This is a genomic window from [Mycobacterium] manitobense (assembly GCF_025821665.1).
Lineage (GTDB): Bacteria > Actinomycetota > Actinomycetes > Mycobacteriales > Mycobacteriaceae > Mycobacterium > Mycobacterium arseniciresistens.
In genome coordinates, this window is the sequence record NZ_JACKSJ010000062.1 from 224,571 (window position 1) to 240,225 (window position 15,655).

The following is a 15,655-nucleotide window of genomic DNA, read 5'->3' on the forward strand; positions in this document are numbered from 1 at the left end:
GAAGTTGTGCCCACCGAAGTTACACCACCCGCATATGCGCGACAAAACCGCCGGTAGACGGTTCGCGCGTCAGTTGTAGAAGCGGCGCAACTGCGGCCAGGCCGTCGACCAGCGCACCGGGTCACAGACCGCGATCTCCGTGCCGTTCTCCTCATTGCCCAGCGCCGCCCGATGTGTCACCACCACGTTGCAACCCGTGAACACCGGCGACCGGTTGCCCACGACGACCACCCGACCGACGGCCGAGTCGGGCGGCGGGCCCCAGTCCCAGTACGACATGTGTCCCGAGTAGGGCGCCGGCAGGCCGAACTCCGGCCCGTAGCGTTCGATCGCACCGGCCTGCCCGTAGTTGCGGGTGACGATGGTTGCCGACGGCCCGGCCTGTGCATGCGCCGCGGCCACGGACGCGGTGAAGTCCCGCCACCCGACCTGTTCCCCCTGCTCGGCGTTGACCGCCAACACCGGCCCGAGGGCTTGCACGGGCAGCACCGGTAACGCCAGGACCACCGACAGTGCGGCACCCGCCACGGCCCCCGTCGCCGCCCAGGCGCGGTGTCGCCGAGCCCACTGCCATGCCGGTTCGGCGCCGGCCGCCACCAGCACCACCAGTAACGGAATCGCGTAGTACGGCTTGCCGCCGGCCACCAGCGTCAGTCCGCACAGCACCGGATACGCCAGCGCCACCGACCGAAACCGGCGGTCACGCCACAGGGCGATGAAGCCGACCACCGCCACCGGCACGAGGACCGGCGACAGGTACACCAACTGAACGGGCACGAACATCAGCCGGTTCTCGACGCCGTCCGACGCACTGATCCCGCCGGCGACGGTCAGCAACGGGAATCCATGGCTCGCCTGCCACACGAGCACCGGAGCGGCGACCACCGCTGTCACCACGACGCCCGCCGGCAGCCACCACGTGCGGATCAGCGACCGTGGCCCGACGGCCAGCAGGCTCAGGCCCAACGCGGCCGGCAGCAGGAGAATCAGCCATTTGTTGGTCAGGGCCACTCCGACAGCCACGCCAACCGCAGGCCACCATCGCGGATCGCCGGTGCGCAGCAGACGCAGCACGAAGAAGACGGTCACCAGCCACAGCAGCAGGTCCGCGGTCGCCGTCGACAGCATGTGCGTCACCGCCAGCACGAACAACGACGACGCGGTAGCGGCCGCGGCCACCGTCTGTCCGCCCGTGCCCGCACCGACCTCCCGCGCGATGAGCGCCGCCACGACCACAATTGCCGCACCGAGCAGCGTCGCGGCGATCCGCATGCCGACCGGCGAATCTTCGAAGGTGAAGAGGCGCGCCAGCAGCGGCGTCAACGGCGGCTGGTCGACGTACCCCCAGTCCAGGCGCTGACCGGCCGCGCGGAAATACAGCTCGTCGCGGTGGAACCCGTAACGTCCCGACAGCGCGGTCAACACGATGGCCTGGATGACGACCACGATCCCGACTTCTCGTCGGGCGAATGCGGTCACGGCACCTCGCCGCCGGCTTCCGGGCCGAGCGGCCTTGCCGGTCCGTGTTCCCTCGCCGGCCGCGGCCGGGTCTCCGGGGCGAACGTCCAACTCACCGCCGCCACCACCAGGATCGCGCCCGAAACCACGAATGCCCAGCCGAACGAGAAGTACTGCGCGATCAGTCCCACCAGCAGCGATCCGCCGATCGAACCCACGTCGGCCATCATCTGGAACGTCGCCACCGCCGTCCCGCCACGCGCTTTGTTGCCGATGATGTCGGCCACCGCGGCCTGCTGCGGCGACGTGAAGATGCCGGTGGCGAAGCCCGCCACGATCGCGCTGACCAGGAACAGCGGCAGCCCGTCGGTGAAACCGACGAGCGCGGTCGCCACCCCGGCCGCCGCAAGGCCGACGATCAGCAGCATCTTGCGGCCCACCCGGTCGGACAGGTAGCCGCTCGGGATCACGGCAGCGACGTTGCCGATCGCGAAGGTCGCGAGCGCCAGCCCGGCGACACCTGCCCCGCGGTGCAGCACGTCGGTGACGAACAGCGGCACCAGCGCGATGCGCAACCCGAACGCCGACCACCCGGTGGCGAAGTTGGACAGCAGCGCGGCGCGGTAGGCGCGGTTGCGCCAGGCGATCCGGACCGTCACCCTCTCCGTGGCCTCGGCTTCGGGCGCGGCCAGCGAGGAGTTGCGCAGGCTGATGAATACCACCGCCGCGGCAACCAACAAAGCGCCGCCGTAGATGAGGAACGGTGCGCTCAACCCCAGGCCCGCGGTGAGGCTGCCCAGCACCGGCCCGCCGACCGAACCGACGAGGAACGCCGAGGAGAACATGCCCGCCACCCGGCCGCGGGCGTTCTCCGGGCTGATCCGGATCATCAGGCCCAGCGCGGAGACGAAGAACATGGTGGAGCCGATGCCGCCGAGCGACCGGAAGATCAACAGCTGCCAGTACGTCTGGGCGAACGCGCACGCAGCGGTGGTGAGCGCGACGATGACCAGGCCGCTGGTGTAGATCCGCCGCTCCCCCAGCCGCTGGATCAGCAGCCCGGTCGGCCACGCGAAGCACAGCCGCATCAACGCAAAGGCGGTGATGACAAAGGTCGCGGCGCTGATACTCACCCCGAAGTGGCGGGCGTAGGCCGGCAGCACCGGTGCGACGACGCCGTAACCCAGTGCGATCACCGCGTTCGACACGATCAGCACCCAGACTTCGCCGGGCAACTTCTCCTTGGCGACGGCTTGCGAACAGTCGCCCTCCGCAGAGGCACTCACGAGATGACTGTATTCACCACCTCGCGCGCGGCCTCCTGCACCTCCGCCAGATGCTCGGGCCCCTTGAACGACTCGGCGTAGATCTTGTAGACGTCCTCGGTGCCCGACGGCCGCGCGGCGAACCAGGCGTTCTCCGTGGTCACCTTGAGGCCACCGAGCGCGGCGCCGTTCCCGGGAGCAGACGTCAGCTTCGCGGTGATCGGCTCCCCCGCCAGTTCGGTGGCGGTCACCTGTTCGGCCGACAACTTCGCCAGCCGGGCCTTCTGCTCGCGGTCGGCGGGCGCGTCGATGCGGGCATACGTCGGGGCGCCGTACTTCTCGGCCAGCGCCTGGTAGCGCTGCGACGGTGAAGATCCGGTCTTGGCGAGGATCTCCGATGCCAGCAGCGCCAGGATGATGCCGTCCTTATCGGTGGACCACACCGTGCCGTCGTGCCGCAGGAAGGACGCACCGGCGCTCTCCTCGCCGCCGAAACCAATTGTCCCGCCGAGCAAGCCGTCGACGAACCACTTGAACCCGACCGGGACCTCGAGCAGCTCGCGACCCAGCCCGGCCACCACCCGGTCGATGATCGACGAGCTGACAGCGGTCTTGCCGACGGCCGTCGAACCGGGCCAGTCCGGGCGGTTGGTGTAGAGGTACTCGATGGCCACCGCGAGGTAGTGGTTCGGGTTGAGGAGGCCGCCGTCGGGGGTGACGACGCCGTGCCGGTCGGAGTCGGCGTCGTTGCCGGTGGCGATCTGGTAGTCGCCGATCTTGGAGATGAGCGACGCCATCGCGTTGGGCGAGCTGCAGTCCATCCGGATCTTGCCGTCGGTGTCGAGCGTCATGAACCGCCACGTCGCGTCGACGAGTGGATTGACCACCGTCAGGTTCAGGTCGTGACGTTCGGCGATCGCCGCCCAGTAGTCGACGCTGGCGCCGCCGAGCGGGTCGGCGCCGATCCGGATGCCCTCGGCGCGGATGGCGTGCAGGTCGACGACGTTCGGCAGGTCGCTGACGTAGGCGTCGAGGTAGTCGTGTCGCTGCGCGGTCTGCAGTGCCCGGGTCAACGGGATCCTCTTCACCGCCCGCAGGCCGTCGCGCAGGATCTCGTTCGCGCGCTTGGCGATCGCTCCGGTGGCGTCGGTGTCGGCGGGGCCGCCGTTGGGCGGGTTGTACTTGAAGCCGCCGTCGCGCGGCGGGTTGTGCGACGGCGTGACGACGATCCCGTCAGCGAGGTCGGCGTCCCGGCCGCGGTTGAACGCCAGGATCGCGTGGCTGACCGCAGGGGTCGGGGTGTAGCGGTCGGCCGAGTCGATCATCGCGACGACCTCGTTGGCGGCGAGGACCTCGATCGCCGACGCCCACGCCGGTTCGGAGAGTGCGTGGGTGTCACGGCCGATGAACAGCGGTCCGGTGGTGCCCTGGGCCGCCCGGTACTCGACGATGGCCTGCGTGGTGGCCAGGATGTGCGCCTCGTTGAAGGCCGTGTCCAGGCTCGAACCGCGGTGCCCGGAGGTGCCGAACACCACCTGCTGGGCCACGTCGTCGGGATCGGGTTGCTTCGTGTAGTACGCCGTGACCACCTGGGCCACGTCGATGAGATCTTCGGGTTGCGCCGGTTGACCGGCACGAGGGTTGGCCGCCATGGGTCGATTCTGCTCCCGGTGCGCGCGGCGTTGACGGGCGGCCGGGTGAACAGCCGCGATACTTTGCATCGTGCCCGGATTCGACCGTCGCGAACTGGTCGCCGTCTTCGTCGGCGGCGCGCTGGGCACGCTGGCCCGCGCGGGGCTGGAGACCCTCGCGCCCGCCGATCCGGGCCGGTGGCCGTGGCCGACGTTCACCGTCAACATCGTCGGCGCGTTCCTGCTCGGCTACTTCACCACCCGGCTCCTTGAACGCCTTCCGGTCTCGGCCTACCGTCGCCCACTGCTGGGCACCGGCCTGTGCGGCGGCCTGACGACGTTCTCGACCATGCAGCTCGAGACGTTGCGGATGCTCGAACACGGTCATTTCGTCCTGGCCGCCGGCTACCTGGCCGTCAGCATCGCCGCTGGGCTGGTGGCGGTGTACGTCGCCACAGCGCTGGTCCGCCGGGCGCGGCTGCGGTGACGACCGTCGCGCTGTGGGCGGGCGTGATGCTGCTGGGCGGCATGGGCGCGGTGCTGCGCTTCACGGTGGACCGCACGGTCTCGGCCCGGGTCGGACGCCCGTTCCCGTACGGCACCCTGGCGGTCAACCTGACCGGCGCCTTCCTGCTGGGCCTTCTCGGCGGGCTGGCGCTGGCCCCCCATCACGCCCTGCTCGCGGGCACCGCGTTCGTCGGCTCGTACACCACGTTCTCCACGTGGATGCTCGAGACGCAGCGACTCGGCGAGGAACGGCGGGCGTGGCCCGCGGTCGCCAACATCGTCGTCAGTCTGGTGCTGGGCCTCGCCGCGGTGTGGTCCGGGCACTGGCTCGGGGGGCGTCTGTGACCGAATTGCACAGGCTGACCGCCTACTTCGGCGAACGCGCCCGCCACCACGGCCGGTTCGTCGCCGACGCCCTGCTCGAGCCCGGCGACGCAGAAGCCGTGGTCGTCCTGCGCGGCGCGGCTGGATTCGGTCCGCGCCACGACATCCGGACCGATCTGACCCTGAGCCAGTCCGAGGATCTGCCCATCGCGCTCGTGGCCGTTGACACCGCCGAACGCATCGCCGCTTTCGCCGCACGGGCGACCGAGGCGCTGTCTCGGGGCACCCTCGCCGTGGAGCGGGTGCGGCACGGCGATGACACCGTGACGGCGGAACATGTGGAGCTGAGAGTGCTCACCGGGCGCGCGGACCGCCTGAACGGGCGACCCGCCCACGTTGCGATGTGCGACACGCTGTACCGACTCAAATTCGATTCGGCGGCAACATTTCTCGGTGTCGACGGCATCACCGCGGGCCAGCGTCACCGCGCCGCCTTCTTCGGCCGCAACATCGCCGTTCCGGTGATGACGGTCGCCGTCGGAAGCGCACCGGCCGCCGAAGAGGCGATCCGGCTGCTCCGGCCGCTGCTGCCGTCCGCCCTGATGACGGTTGCGCCGATCCAGCTGCGCAAGGGGCGCGGTGTGCCGGTGAACCGTCCGGCGCCTGTGCCGCCGACCGACGACCGGGGACCGGCGCACTGGCTGAAGGTGACGGTGCACACCTGCGAGGCGGATCTGCACCGCGGCCTTCCCGTGCACCGGACTCTCGTGCGCCGTCTGCGGGAATCGCCCACGACGGCCGGGGTGACCGTCCTTCGTGGCGTGTGGGGGTTCGCGGGTGACGCAGAGCCCAGCGGGGACAGGATGTTTCAGATCGGTCGCCATGTGCCGGTGACGACGGAGTACATCGACACACCGGACCGGATAGCTGCCTGCTTCGATCTCGTCGACGAGGTCACCGAAGGACATGGCGTGGTGACCTGTGCGGCGATTCCCGCGGTCGTTTCGATCGACGGCGGCAGACGCCGCGGCAGCATCCCACCGGCCTCCGCGCCCGAGATGTAAGCCTAGCCTAAGTTTAGTAGGCCGTGTACCGTCCCACGTCATGCAGTCGACTACCCCTGACGCGGTGAGCGCCGCTCTGACCGAGATCCTGCGTGACGACATGAACGTCGACATCCGTCGTGTCACCCGCGATTCACGCCTCATCGACGACGTCGGTCTCGATTCCGTGGCGTTCGCGGTCGGGATGGTGGCGATCGAGGACAAGCTCGGGGTCGCGCTGACCGAAGAAGACCTGCTGAGCTGCGACACCGTGGGTGACCTGGAAGCCGCGATCCTGGCGAAAGTCCCGGCGGCACAGAGCAACCAGTGAACTCTCTGGCGGCGGCCCTCTCCGAAGTCCTGACCTCCGCCGGGCATCGACTGGTCGTCTTCGACCATCCCAGCCAGACCTGGAGCCCGCATCCGTGGGCCGAGGTCCATGCCCGCGCGGAGAACATCGCAACCCGCATCGTCGACGACGACGCCGCGGCCGTCGGCCTCGTCGGTGACCCCACCGTCGAGCTCGTCGCCGCCATCTTCGGCGGGGTGATCTCCGGCGCCGCCGTGTCCCTTCTGCCGGGCCCGGTCCGTGGCGCCGACACCGCGCAGTGGGCGCGGGCCACGCTGCGACGGTTCACCGCCATCGGCGTGAGCACGGTGTTCAGCCATGGCGAACAGCTGCAACTGCTGCGCGCGGTGGACAGTACGGTCACCGTTCACGACGTTGCCGCCGTCGGCCACGCCCGTCGTTCCGTCACGTTCGTCGCACCGGGCGGCCGCGGCGAGGTGGCGGTGCTGCAGGGGACGGCCGGATCGACCGGTTCGCCGCGGACGGCACAACTGTCGCCGCAGGCGGTGCTGGCCAACCTGAGCGGCCTGGTCACCCGTGTCGGCGTCACCCGTGCCGACGTCGGCTGCTCCTGGCTGCCGCTCTACCACGACATGGGACTGACGTTCCTGTTCACGATGGCTCTCGGCGGTGGCGATCTCTGGCAGGCGCCGACCACCTCGTTCTCGGCGTCGCCTTTCAGCTGGGTGCAGTGGCTCAGCGAGAGCCGTTCGTCGATGACCGCGGCGCCCAACATGGCCTTCAACCTCGTCGGCAAGTACGCCCGGCTGATCGACGACGTCGACCTGGGGACACTGCGGTTCGCGCTCAACGGCGGTGAACCCGTCGACTGCGACGGCACGCGGCGGTTCGCCGACGAGATGGCCCGCTTCGGCTTCGACAGCGCGGCGCTGTGCCCCTCGTACGGCCTGGCCGAATCCAACTGTGCTGTCTCGGTTCCGGTGCCCGGGACGGGGCTGCTCGTCGACGAGATCCACGTCCGGACCGAGGACAACACGGTCGTGCGTAAGCAGGCCGTGCTCGGTGAGGCCATCCCGGGCGTGCAGATCCGGATCGCCCCGCGCGAGCAGCGCAGCGACGGCATCGAGGGCCGCGAGGTCGGCGAGGTCGAGGTCCGCGGATCGTCGATGATGGACGGCTACCTTGGTGAAACGCCTCTGGCGGCCGACAGCTGGTTCCCCACCGGTGATCTCGGCTACTTCGTCGACGGTGGCCTCGTGGTGTGCGGTCGCGCCAAGGAGCTCATCACCGTCGCCGGGCGCAACATCTTCCCCACCGAGATCGAGCGGGTGGCCGCCCAGGTCGACGGCGTACGCGAAGGTGCCGTCGTGGCGGTGGGCACCGACGAGAAGTCCGTCCGGCCCGGTCTGGTCATCGCGGCGGAGTACAAGGGAACCGACGAAGCGGACGCCCGCAGCGCCCTCGTGCAGCGGGTGGCCACCGAGTGCGGCGTCGTGCCGTCCGACGTCGTGTTCATGGCGCCGGGTTCGCTGCCGAGGACCTCGTCGGGCAAGCTGCGCCGTCTGGAAGTCAAACGGAATCTGGAAGCGGTGACACCATGACCCTGTCCCTGACGACCGTCGAGGACTACCGCACGCTGCTCGACCGCGTCTTCGACGACCAGGTCACGGCGTGGACCGCCGAGGCGGAGGAGACCGAGCGCTTCCCGCGTCAGCTCATCGAGCACCTGGGCCGTTCCGGAGTGTTCGCCGAGAAGTGGGGCGACGCAGCGCAACCCGACGTCGCCAAGCTGGTCGCACTGGCGACCGCACTCGGTGGGCTCGGCTCTGCCGGTATCGGCGTGGGGGTCAGCCTGCACGACTCGGCCATCGCGCTGCTGCGCCGGTTCGGCCGTTCGGACTATCTGCGTGCCATCTGCGAGCAGGCCATCCGCGGCGAAGCGGTGCTCTGCATCGGCGCGTCAGAGGAGTCCGGCGGTTCCGACCTGCAGATCGTGCAGACCGAAGTGCGTTCCGCCCGGGATGGTTTCGAGGTCCGCGGCGTCAAGAAGTTCGTGTCGCTGTCCCCCATCGCCGACCACATCATGGTGGTGGCGCGAAGCATGGATCAGGATCCGACCAGCAGGCACGGCAACGTCGTGGTGATCGCCGTACCCACCAGCCAGGTCGAGGTGCAGACGCCCTACCGCAAGGTCGGTGCCGGCCCGCTGGACACCGCCGCCGTGCACATCGACACCTGGGTGCCCACCGATGCGCTGGTGGCCAGGGCAGGCACCGGACTGGCGGCCATCTCCTGGGGACTGGCGCACGAGCGGTTGTCGATCGCCGGCCAGGTCGCCGCCGGATGCCAGCGCATCATCGGGATCACGCTGGCCCGCATGATGAAACGGCGCCAGTTCGGGCAGACGCTCTACCAGCACCAGGCACTGCGGATGCGGATCGCCGACCTGCAGGCCCGCGTCGACATGCTGCGCTACTCGCTCGCCGGGATCGCCGCGGAAGGACGACTCGACCTGCGCGCTGCCGCCGCGATCAAGGTGAGCGCCGCCCGCCTCGGCGAAGAGGTGTTCTCCGAGTGCATGCACATCTTCGGCGGCGCAGGCTATCTCGTCGACGAGACGCCGCTGGGGCGGTGGTGGCGGGACATGAAGCTGGCCCGGGTCGGCGGCGGCACCGACGAGGTGCTGTGGGAGCTCGTCGCCGCCGCGATGAAGCCCGACTACGACGGCTACGCCGAGCTGATCAACTCGCCCGACTGGGACTACTGACCCGGCGCGTCTTCGGGCGTGCGGGGCAGGGCGTAGAGCGCCATCCGGCGGTTCGACATCTGGTGCTCACCGAGGAAGGCGCAGCCGGCGTATTCGCACAGCCGCCGGGCGCCGGAGTTGCGGTGGTCCGGGTCGAACATGATGCGCCGGCACCGGGGTTCGATCTCGAAGATGCTGGCGACCAGGCGCGGCAGCAGGATCGGGGCGAAACCGCGGTTGACGAAGCGCAGGTCGGCGATCGCCGCATGCAGTCCGAGGTCGTAGGGATCGGCGGCGTACCGCGGCGCGATGGAGTCCTTCGCCGCGCGGTACACCTCGACGTAGGCGAGTTCGGTGCCACGGAAGCTGCCGATCAGCGGTCGGGAGTATTCACCGTCCAGCTGCGCTTGCAGGTAACGCCGCCACCGCTCGGGCGGCCACGGGTACTCCCAGGCCTCGACCAGATGCGGCCGGTTCATCCACTCCGAGATCATTTCGGCGTCCTGGTCGGCGTCCACGAGGCGGATGGAATACGGCTCGGCGAGCGTCGGCATCGGTGGCGCGGGCACCGCGCGGACCTCGTCGGCGATCGACGTCAGCTCGCGGGGCAGGACGGGCTTGATCGCCTCATCGGTGTCGGTCATCGAGCGACGAGCCTACCGCAGCAGATGAGGGTAGGTTTACCTACCTAACCCGTCCGGCGGAATTCACGCCAGCAGTGTCACGCCCGCGGTGAGCAGCGCCGCGACCTTGCCGATCTCCAGGCCGATGTAGAACCAGTGCGCCTGAGAACGCGGTCCGTCCCGGCCCGCCAGCACGGCGTCGGAGCGCCGGGTCAGCGCCGGCCGGACCACCCGCACCTGCGCCAGCAGTGCCACCACCGCCAGCGCGACCGCGAACGCCGGGACGATCGGCGGGCGGTCGAACGCGAACGACGCGGTGACGACCGTGGCGAGCGCGAGTTCGCACACGTTGAGCGCCCGGAACACCAGCCGGCCGATGCCCAGCCCGACCTGCAGTGTGACGCCGGGCGCGCGGAACTTCAGCGGCGCCTCGAGGAACGAGATCGCCAGCACCATGCCGAGCCACACGAAGACCGCGGCCGCCGCGACCGCTTGCGCTGCACCCACGACAGCACACTATGACAGCGTGTCATCGTGGAGAGATGGCCCGCACATCCGACGACCGTGACCGCGTCGCAGAACTCCAGCGGTGGCAGGAGTCCGGCGCGGTCTGGCGGGTCGACTCCCGAACCCCGGACGCGGTGACGATCGCGTTGTTGCGGTGCGACGGTGGCGAAGAGGTCGAGCGGTTCCGGTCCGACGACCCGATGCTCCTCGCGTTCATCGGAAACCGCCGCAGCAGCGACGAGGAGACCTGACCGTCAGTCGAACAGGTCGTCGAGCGCGTTGCGCTCCAACTCCTGCCACCGGCCGACATGACGGCGTACCGCGACGACCTCGTCATCGTCGAGATGGTGGGCGCCGTCGGGGGTGATACGGCACAGGTCCATCGGGCCGCCCACGCTGGGAGAGGACAGGTCGAGCGCGTCGAGTACGCGCAACGCGGCCACCACCCCGTAGTCCACGCCGCGTTCGGTCATCCGGAAGTTGGCCAGCAGCGCGTAGGCCTGCTGGGCCATCGGTGCGCCGCTGCCGACCGCCTGGAATCCGATGTCCTCGTAGTGGCCGACGAGCCCGTGCGGGTCGACGTCGACGATGAACGGCACCTCACCGGCATACCCCGCCGCCAGGACATAGGTCGCCGGGGTCGCGCCGGGTTTGGCCTCGGGGACGTCGGAGATGAAGTTGGCGTAGTGGTGCTTGAAGATCGGCAGCACCCGTTCCTGCACGGCCCGGCCGACGTCCTGCGCCTCGACGACCGCGTCGGGTTCGGCGTCGAACAGCCGCTGGATGTCGTGCAGCACCGCGCGCGAGCCGCTGCCGCCCCAGGCGGCATGCGAACCGAGCGGGTGGAGTTTCTGTGCCGGGTAGGACAGTCCGCGGCCGGGATCGGTGATCTGGGAGTCGGAAGCGAGCACCAGCCCGTCGGCGCAGCGCAGGGCGAGGACGACGGTCATCGCACCACGATAGAGACTCAGCCGAGCCGTACGGGCTCGTCGCGGCGATCTCCGCTGGGGCCGGTGAAGAGATCGCCGCTGACCAGCGCCATCAGGGCGTCGGTCTGCGCGCGGCGGCGACCGTCGGCGACGGCACCGCCGCGGAATGCCATGCCGCTCAGCACCGCGTGCAGCGCGTCGACCACCGACGGGAGGTCGACGCCGGCGTGTAGTTCGCCGGTCTCCCGCGCGGCGGCCACTGACGTGCGCAGGAAATCACGCAGCGCCGAGGCGACGTCCCAACCGTCCGCCCGCAGTTCGGGGTGCCGCTGGCAGTCCAGTTCGGCGACCGTGAGGAACCCGGTGGCGGCGCGCACCTCGGGGTCGGTGTCGGCGGCGAGCATGAGCGCCCGCAGCCGGTCGCGCAGGGTCACCTGGTCGGCTGCCGCGCCGATGGCCTGGGCGAGTATCGCGAGGTTGGCTTCCACGACGGTGCGGAACAGCTCCCGCTTGCTGGTGAAGTGGTAGTTGATCGCGGGGCGGGTGAGGCCCGCGTGCGTCGCGATCTTCATGTTCGTGGTGCCCTCGTAGCCCAGCTCGCGGAAGACCTCGCGTGCGGAACGCAGGATGCCCGCGCGGGTGTCGGTGTTCTCCGAGGCCCGGGGCCGGCCGCGGAGACGTGGCGGTCTTGCTTCGGTGTACACATCAGTTCTTCGTCACCGGATGCCTGATGGACGTTGTGATCTGGCTCACATACCGACGACCGACCGTGCGGCGTGTCGGCGTCGTGACAGTAGATGTTCGACGCCTTCGCCCACGCTCGGCGTCAGCGTCAGCGGCCGTCCGCCCCGGCCCTCTCGTCATGTCGCAGCGGTCCGCATCGGACGTCGAAGCGTTCGCGGATGGTGTCGAGGGTCCGCCGCTGATGCTCGCGCGCCCGGCGGTGGGTCATGACGAACTTGGCCATCGCGAACGTGCGGCGCGGAAGCGGATACCACCGATCGAAGTCGAGCCCGCACTGGGTGAACACCTTCGTCGGCAGCGCGTCGTACATCAGGCTGAGGTTGTACTGCGCGACGGTGAGCAGCGCGTAGGGGAAGGCGCCCCGCGACGCGCGGAACATCTCCTGGAGGTCGATCTCGTAGAGCGGCGTGTCCCGGAGTTTTCCGAGCATCAGCATGTGGGTCATGAAGTAACCCATGAACGTACTCAGATGCAGTGTGGCCGAACGTGTCTGGATCGACAGCACCTTCCCGCCCGCAGAGAGGTACGGCTCGTAGGGAACGTCGTCCTTGCCGACGTAGCCCGTGCAGTTCACGATCCAGCTCCCGGACGGGATCGTCGTGGTGTCGCCGCTGCGGAACTGCAGGTCCACGGCGCCGTGCCGGTCGACCGCGTCGACCAGATAGTCCATCACCACCGAATGCAGGCCGCGCTTGATCGTGCGGACCTCATCGTCCGACAGCACACCCAGCAGGAAATTGGCGGTCCGTGGGGTGACCGCGGTGCCGACCGCTTCGCATTGCCACTCCCGCACGGCCGCCTCGTTGGTACCGTCGAACCTGCGCGCCGCCTCGGCGCCGAACGAACTGGTCACCATCCCCGAATACCACCGGCGCAGTCCGGCGGGGAATGCCCGGTCGCGGCGCGAGAACAGGGTGCCCGCTCCGGCCACCATGTTGACCTCACGCCCGGGACAGCCGGTGATCAGCGCGTGGGCGGTGTCCATCGCCGTCTTGCCGCCACCGATGATCCACACCGGCCGGTCGTCGGCCGCGATGTCCCCCGTCCGTACGTCGCAGGAGTCCGGCGACACGGAGTGCGCCTGGCTGCTCGACAACAGGAGCGGATCGTTCGGCGTGATGCGGAACCCATAGGCCTTGATCACGGTGTCGGCGTCGATGGTGAGGAGTTCACCGGTCGCCGATCGGCACGTCACGCGGCACCGCTCGGAACCTTCGTCGACCGCTTCCAGGGTGTGGCCGAAGAAGGTGTCGACGCGGACCGATCGGCGGATCTCTTCGAGGCAGTGCTGGAGGTGGTCGAGCACCTCGTCCTTGGACGCCAGATATGAACGCTCGCGGCCGAGTGTCCATGAGATGTCGCCTGCGGTGAACAACCCGTGCGGCTGGTGCAATCGGACGTAGGGATAGGTGTCGACCCACATGCCGCCGGCCCGTTCGCGCCGGTCGACGAGGATGATCCGCTGGTCGCGGGACATGTGCCGGCTGGCCGCGAACGCGGCGTTGAGTCCGGCGACCCCCGCTCCGACGATGCAGACGTCGCAGCGCTGCATCGATGCCGCGTCCGCCGGTCCGGTCACTTCTGAAGCGGTCATGCGCATCCCCCTCGTGCCCTCCCATTATCGGCCGGGGCTCGACCAAGATCACGCTTTTTCGCGCTACGCCGCGACCGGCGGTTGCAGCCGCAAGAATCCGGCCGGCGAGTTCAGCGTGGCGGCGCCGTCGTGCCGCGGACGACCAGCCGTGGCGGACACACGTCGTCGGTGACATCCGGTTGCTCGGCGTCCAGTCGCCCGATCAGTCGGGTCACCGCGAGGTCCGCAAGCCGGACCGTGTCCTGACCGACCGTGGTCAGATCGACGTGCGCGAGACCGGCCAGCGGGCTGTCGTCGAATCCGACGACCGACACGTCCGCGGGCACCGCGACGCCCGCCCGGATGAGCACATCGAGCACCCCCAGCGCGCAGCGGTCGTTGAACGCGAAGACCGCTGTGGGCAGGGTTCCCGAGGCCAGGAGCGCCGAAGCGGCCGCCGCGCCCTCGCGCTCGGTCAGCCCACCCGGCTGGACGGTCGCCGACATGTTCCGACGCCGCGCGGCCCTGCCGAATCCCCTCCGCCGCTCGGCAGCTCCCGGCGCCCGGCCGCCGTCGACATGGACGGCGCCCGTGTGCCCGAGATCGGCGAGATGGTGCACGGCGATCCGGGCTCCCCCGGCGTCGTCGCTGCGGACCGAGGCGACGCCGCGCACCCGGCGAGCCACCGCCACCACCGGGGTGTCGAGTGCGGTGAGCGCAGCTGCTGTCATCCCGGTGCCGATGAGCAACAGACCCTCACAGCGGTCGTCGAGCAGCGTCTGCACCGCCCGCGCCTCGTCGCGGTGCGGCGTCACACAGCTGAGCACCACGTCGTACCCGTGCTGCTCGGCGGCCCGGTACACACCGTCGACGAGGCCGGCGTGGAACTCCTGACCGACGGTGAAGACGACGCCGAGCAGCCTGGTGCGCTGCGAACGCAGCAGCCGCGCGCGGGAATCCGGCCGGTAGCCGATGTCTTCGGCCGCCCTGCGTACTCGCGCCCGCGTGGCCTCACTCGCACCCGGCACGTCGCGCATGACGATCGAGACGAGCGCCCGTGACACCCCGGCACGGTCGGCGACGTCCTGCAGGGTCGTTCTGCGCTGCATGCCGGACAGCCTAGAACGTTCTAGCCCTGCTCTTGACCGGCGCGCGGGCGAGGCGCTTTACTGGTGCCGTCTAGAACGTTCTAGTGAGGAGCCGGATGACCAGCCCGCCGCTGTTCGACCTCGCCGTCTGCGCGGAGATGGTCTTCGATGACCTCGACATCGCCGACCGTGCCCGCCGCATCGACGAGCTGGGCTTCGCCGTCGAGATCTGGAGCTTCCACGACAAGGACCTCGACGCGCTGGCGGCCACGGGCGCGCGGTTCTCCTCGATGACGGGTTATCTGGCCGGCGACCTGTGGGATGGCGACGGGGCGGCAGAGGTGGTGCGCACGGCCGAGCAGGCCGTGAAAGCCGCAGCGGTGCTGGGTGTCCCGCGCCTGGTGGTCCACCCCGGCCAGCTCGTCGACGGTCGGGCCGCCCGTCCGCGGTACCGCGCCGACGGCACCATGTGGACGTCTGCGCTGCGCGGCCTCGAGGGCCTTGGCGAACTCGGTGCCGCCGCCGGTGTGACCTTCTGCCTGGAGAACCTGAACACGATCGTCGACCACCCCGGAGTGCCGCTGGCACGCGCGAAGGACACCTTGGCCCTGGTCGAGGCCGTCGGCCATCCGAACGTGAAGATGATGCTCGACCTCTACCATGCGCAGATCGGCGAGGGGAATCTCATCGAACTGGTGCGCCGGTGCGGCGATGCCATCGGCGAGATCCAGGTGGCCGACGTGCCCGGTCGCTGCGAACCCGGAACCGGTGAGATCAACTATCGTGCAGTCGCGAACGCGTTGCGCGACAACGGGTATCACGGAACCATCGGCATGGAGGCGTACGCCGCAGGCGACAGTGTCACCGCCCTCGAGTCGTTCCGCTCGGCGTTCACGATCGACTAGGC

At 69.6% G+C, this 15,655-nt stretch carries 17 protein-coding genes; 8 read left to right on the plus strand and 9 right to left on the minus strand.

What is annotated here, in order from left to right; genetic code table 11:
- Window positions 1–69 precede the first annotated feature (69 nt).
- The 3 genes from H7I41_RS08520 to pgm are packed head-to-tail and all read right to left on the minus strand — an operon-like array spanning window position 70 to window position 4,375.
- Window positions 70–1,479: a glycosyltransferase family 39 protein gene (locus tag H7I41_RS08520; RefSeq protein ID WP_264012129.1), complete on the minus strand. Its 1,410-nt coding sequence runs from the start codon at window positions 1,477–1,479 to the stop codon at window positions 70–72.
- Window positions 1,476–2,744, minus strand: a complete 1,269-nt coding sequence (locus H7I41_RS08525; protein WP_264012130.1) for an MFS transporter — start codon at window positions 2,742–2,744, stop codon at window positions 1,476–1,478. Before H7I41_RS08525 ends, H7I41_RS08520 begins: the two co-directional genes overlap by 4 nt.
- Window positions 2,741–4,375, minus strand: a complete 1,635-nt coding sequence (gene pgm, locus H7I41_RS08530) for a phosphoglucomutase (alpha-D-glucose-1,6-bisphosphate-dependent) (RefSeq protein WP_264012131.1) — start codon at window positions 4,373–4,375, stop codon at window positions 2,741–2,743. Before pgm ends, H7I41_RS08525 begins: the two co-directional genes overlap by 4 nt.
- A gap of 70 nt (window positions 4,376–4,445) precedes the next feature.
- On the opposite strand from pgm, the gene crcB (H7I41_RS08535) reads away from it, so the two are divergent.
- Genes crcB (H7I41_RS08535) through mbtN form a run of 6 tightly spaced genes read left to right on the plus strand, consistent with a single transcriptional unit; the run spans window position 4,446 to window position 9,305 of the window.
- Window positions 4,446–4,841, plus strand: coding sequence for a fluoride efflux transporter CrcB (crcB, locus tag H7I41_RS08535; protein ID WP_264012132.1), 396 nt, complete (start codon window positions 4,446–4,448; stop codon window positions 4,839–4,841).
- Window positions 4,842–4,867: 26 nt separating this feature from the next.
- Complete coding sequence (crcB, locus tag H7I41_RS08540; protein WP_372503715.1) at window positions 4,868–5,206, plus strand: fluoride efflux transporter CrcB; 339 nt, start codon at window positions 4,868–4,870, stop codon at window positions 5,204–5,206.
- Window positions 5,203–6,249 carry a DUF190 domain-containing protein gene (locus tag H7I41_RS08545; protein WP_264012134.1) on the plus strand — a complete coding sequence of 349 codons (1,047 nt, stop codon included), beginning with the start codon at window positions 5,203–5,205 and terminating at the stop codon, window positions 6,247–6,249. Before crcB (H7I41_RS08540) ends, H7I41_RS08545 begins: the two co-directional genes overlap by 4 nt.
- A gap of 40 nt (window positions 6,250–6,289) precedes the next feature.
- Window positions 6,290–6,559, plus strand: coding sequence for a mycobactin biosynthesis acyl carrier protein MbtL (gene mbtL, locus H7I41_RS08550; RefSeq protein WP_264012135.1), 270 nt, complete (start codon window positions 6,290–6,292; stop codon window positions 6,557–6,559).
- A gap of 5 nt (window positions 6,560–6,564) precedes the next feature.
- Window positions 6,565–8,139, plus strand: coding sequence for a long-chain-fatty acid--ACP ligase MbtM (gene mbtM, locus H7I41_RS08555; RefSeq protein ID WP_264012261.1), 1,575 nt, complete (start codon window positions 6,565–6,567; stop codon window positions 8,137–8,139).
- The gene (gene mbtN / locus H7I41_RS08560; RefSeq protein WP_264012136.1) at window positions 8,136–9,305 is read left to right on the plus strand and encodes a mycobactin biosynthesis acyl-ACP dehydrogenase MbtN; all 1,170 of its coding nucleotides are present in this window, start codon (window positions 8,136–8,138) and stop codon (window positions 9,303–9,305) included. Before mbtM ends, mbtN begins: the two co-directional genes overlap by 4 nt.
- Here the strand turns inward: mbtN and H7I41_RS08565 are convergent.
- Window positions 9,299–9,928, minus strand: a complete 630-nt coding sequence (locus H7I41_RS08565; protein ID WP_264012137.1) for a GNAT family N-acetyltransferase — start codon at window positions 9,926–9,928, stop codon at window positions 9,299–9,301. The genes mbtN and H7I41_RS08565 overlap by 7 nt on opposite strands.
- 63 nt (window positions 9,929–9,991) lie before the next feature.
- On the minus strand, window positions 9,992–10,414 hold the full coding sequence (locus tag H7I41_RS08570; protein ID WP_264012138.1) for a hypothetical protein: 423 nt from the start codon (window positions 10,412–10,414) through the stop codon (window positions 9,992–9,994).
- A gap of 35 nt (window positions 10,415–10,449) precedes the next feature.
- On the opposite strand from H7I41_RS08570, the gene H7I41_RS08575 reads away from it, so the two are divergent.
- Window positions 10,450–10,665 (plus strand): hypothetical protein, encoded by a 216-nt coding sequence (locus H7I41_RS08575; RefSeq protein ID WP_264012139.1) that lies wholly within the window; start codon window positions 10,450–10,452, stop codon window positions 10,663–10,665.
- Window positions 10,666–10,668: 3 nt separating this feature from the next.
- Here H7I41_RS08575 and H7I41_RS08580 read toward each other — a convergent pair whose 3' ends face one another.
- The 4 genes from H7I41_RS08580 to H7I41_RS08595 form a co-directional block, all read right to left on the minus strand.
- Window positions 10,669–11,364: an Ntn hydrolase family protein gene (locus H7I41_RS08580; protein ID WP_264012140.1), complete on the minus strand. Its 696-nt coding sequence runs from the start codon at window positions 11,362–11,364 to the stop codon at window positions 10,669–10,671.
- Between the two features lie 17 nt (window positions 11,365–11,381).
- Window positions 11,382–12,047, minus strand: a complete 666-nt coding sequence (locus tag H7I41_RS08585) for a TetR family transcriptional regulator (RefSeq protein ID WP_264012141.1) — start codon at window positions 12,045–12,047, stop codon at window positions 11,382–11,384.
- A gap of 128 nt (window positions 12,048–12,175) precedes the next feature.
- Window positions 12,176–13,681, minus strand: a complete 1,506-nt coding sequence (locus H7I41_RS08590) for an FAD-dependent oxidoreductase (RefSeq protein WP_308214596.1) — start codon at window positions 13,679–13,681, stop codon at window positions 12,176–12,178.
- 110 nt (window positions 13,682–13,791) lie between these two features.
- Window positions 13,792–14,769: a LacI family DNA-binding transcriptional regulator gene (locus tag H7I41_RS08595; protein ID WP_264012143.1), complete on the minus strand. Its 978-nt coding sequence runs from the start codon at window positions 14,767–14,769 to the stop codon at window positions 13,792–13,794.
- Between the two features lie 95 nt (window positions 14,770–14,864).
- On the opposite strand from H7I41_RS08595, the gene H7I41_RS08600 reads away from it, so the two are divergent.
- Window positions 14,865–15,653: a TIM barrel protein gene (locus tag H7I41_RS08600; protein WP_264012144.1), complete on the plus strand. Its 789-nt coding sequence runs from the start codon at window positions 14,865–14,867 to the stop codon at window positions 15,651–15,653.
- Window positions 15,654–15,655 lie beyond the last annotated feature (2 nt).

Bases quoted from the DNA above. Each gene is read 5' to 3' on its own strand.
- H7I41_RS08590 (WP_308214596.1), bottom strand. From the start codon at position 13,681: ATGACCGCTTCAGAAGTGACCGGACCGGCGGACGCGGCATCGATGCAG.
- H7I41_RS08595 (WP_264012143.1), bottom strand. From the start codon at position 14,769: ATGCAGCGCAGAACGACCCTGCAGGACGTCGCCGACCGTGCCGGGGTG.
- H7I41_RS08580 (WP_264012140.1), bottom strand. From the start codon at position 11,364: ATGACCGTCGTCCTCGCCCTGCGCTGCGCCGACGGGCTGGTGCTCGCT.
- H7I41_RS08565 (WP_264012137.1), bottom strand. From the start codon at position 9,928: ATGACCGACACCGATGAGGCGATCAAGCCCGTCCTGCCCCGCGAGCTG.
- crcB (WP_372503715.1), top strand. From the start codon at position 4,868: ATGCTGCTGGGCGGCATGGGCGCGGTGCTGCGCTTCACGGTGGACCGC.
- H7I41_RS08575 (WP_264012139.1), top strand. From the start codon at position 10,450: ATGGCCCGCACATCCGACGACCGTGACCGCGTCGCAGAACTCCAGCGG.
- mbtN (WP_264012136.1), top strand. From the start codon at position 8,136: ATGACCCTGTCCCTGACGACCGTCGAGGACTACCGCACGCTGCTCGAC.
- H7I41_RS08600 (WP_264012144.1), top strand. From the start codon at position 14,865: ATGACCAGCCCGCCGCTGTTCGACCTCGCCGTCTGCGCGGAGATGGTC.
- mbtL (WP_264012135.1), top strand. From the start codon at position 6,290: ATGCAGTCGACTACCCCTGACGCGGTGAGCGCCGCTCTGACCGAGATC.
- pgm (WP_264012131.1), bottom strand. From the start codon at position 4,375: ATGGCGGCCAACCCTCGTGCCGGTCAACCGGCGCAACCCGAAGATCTC.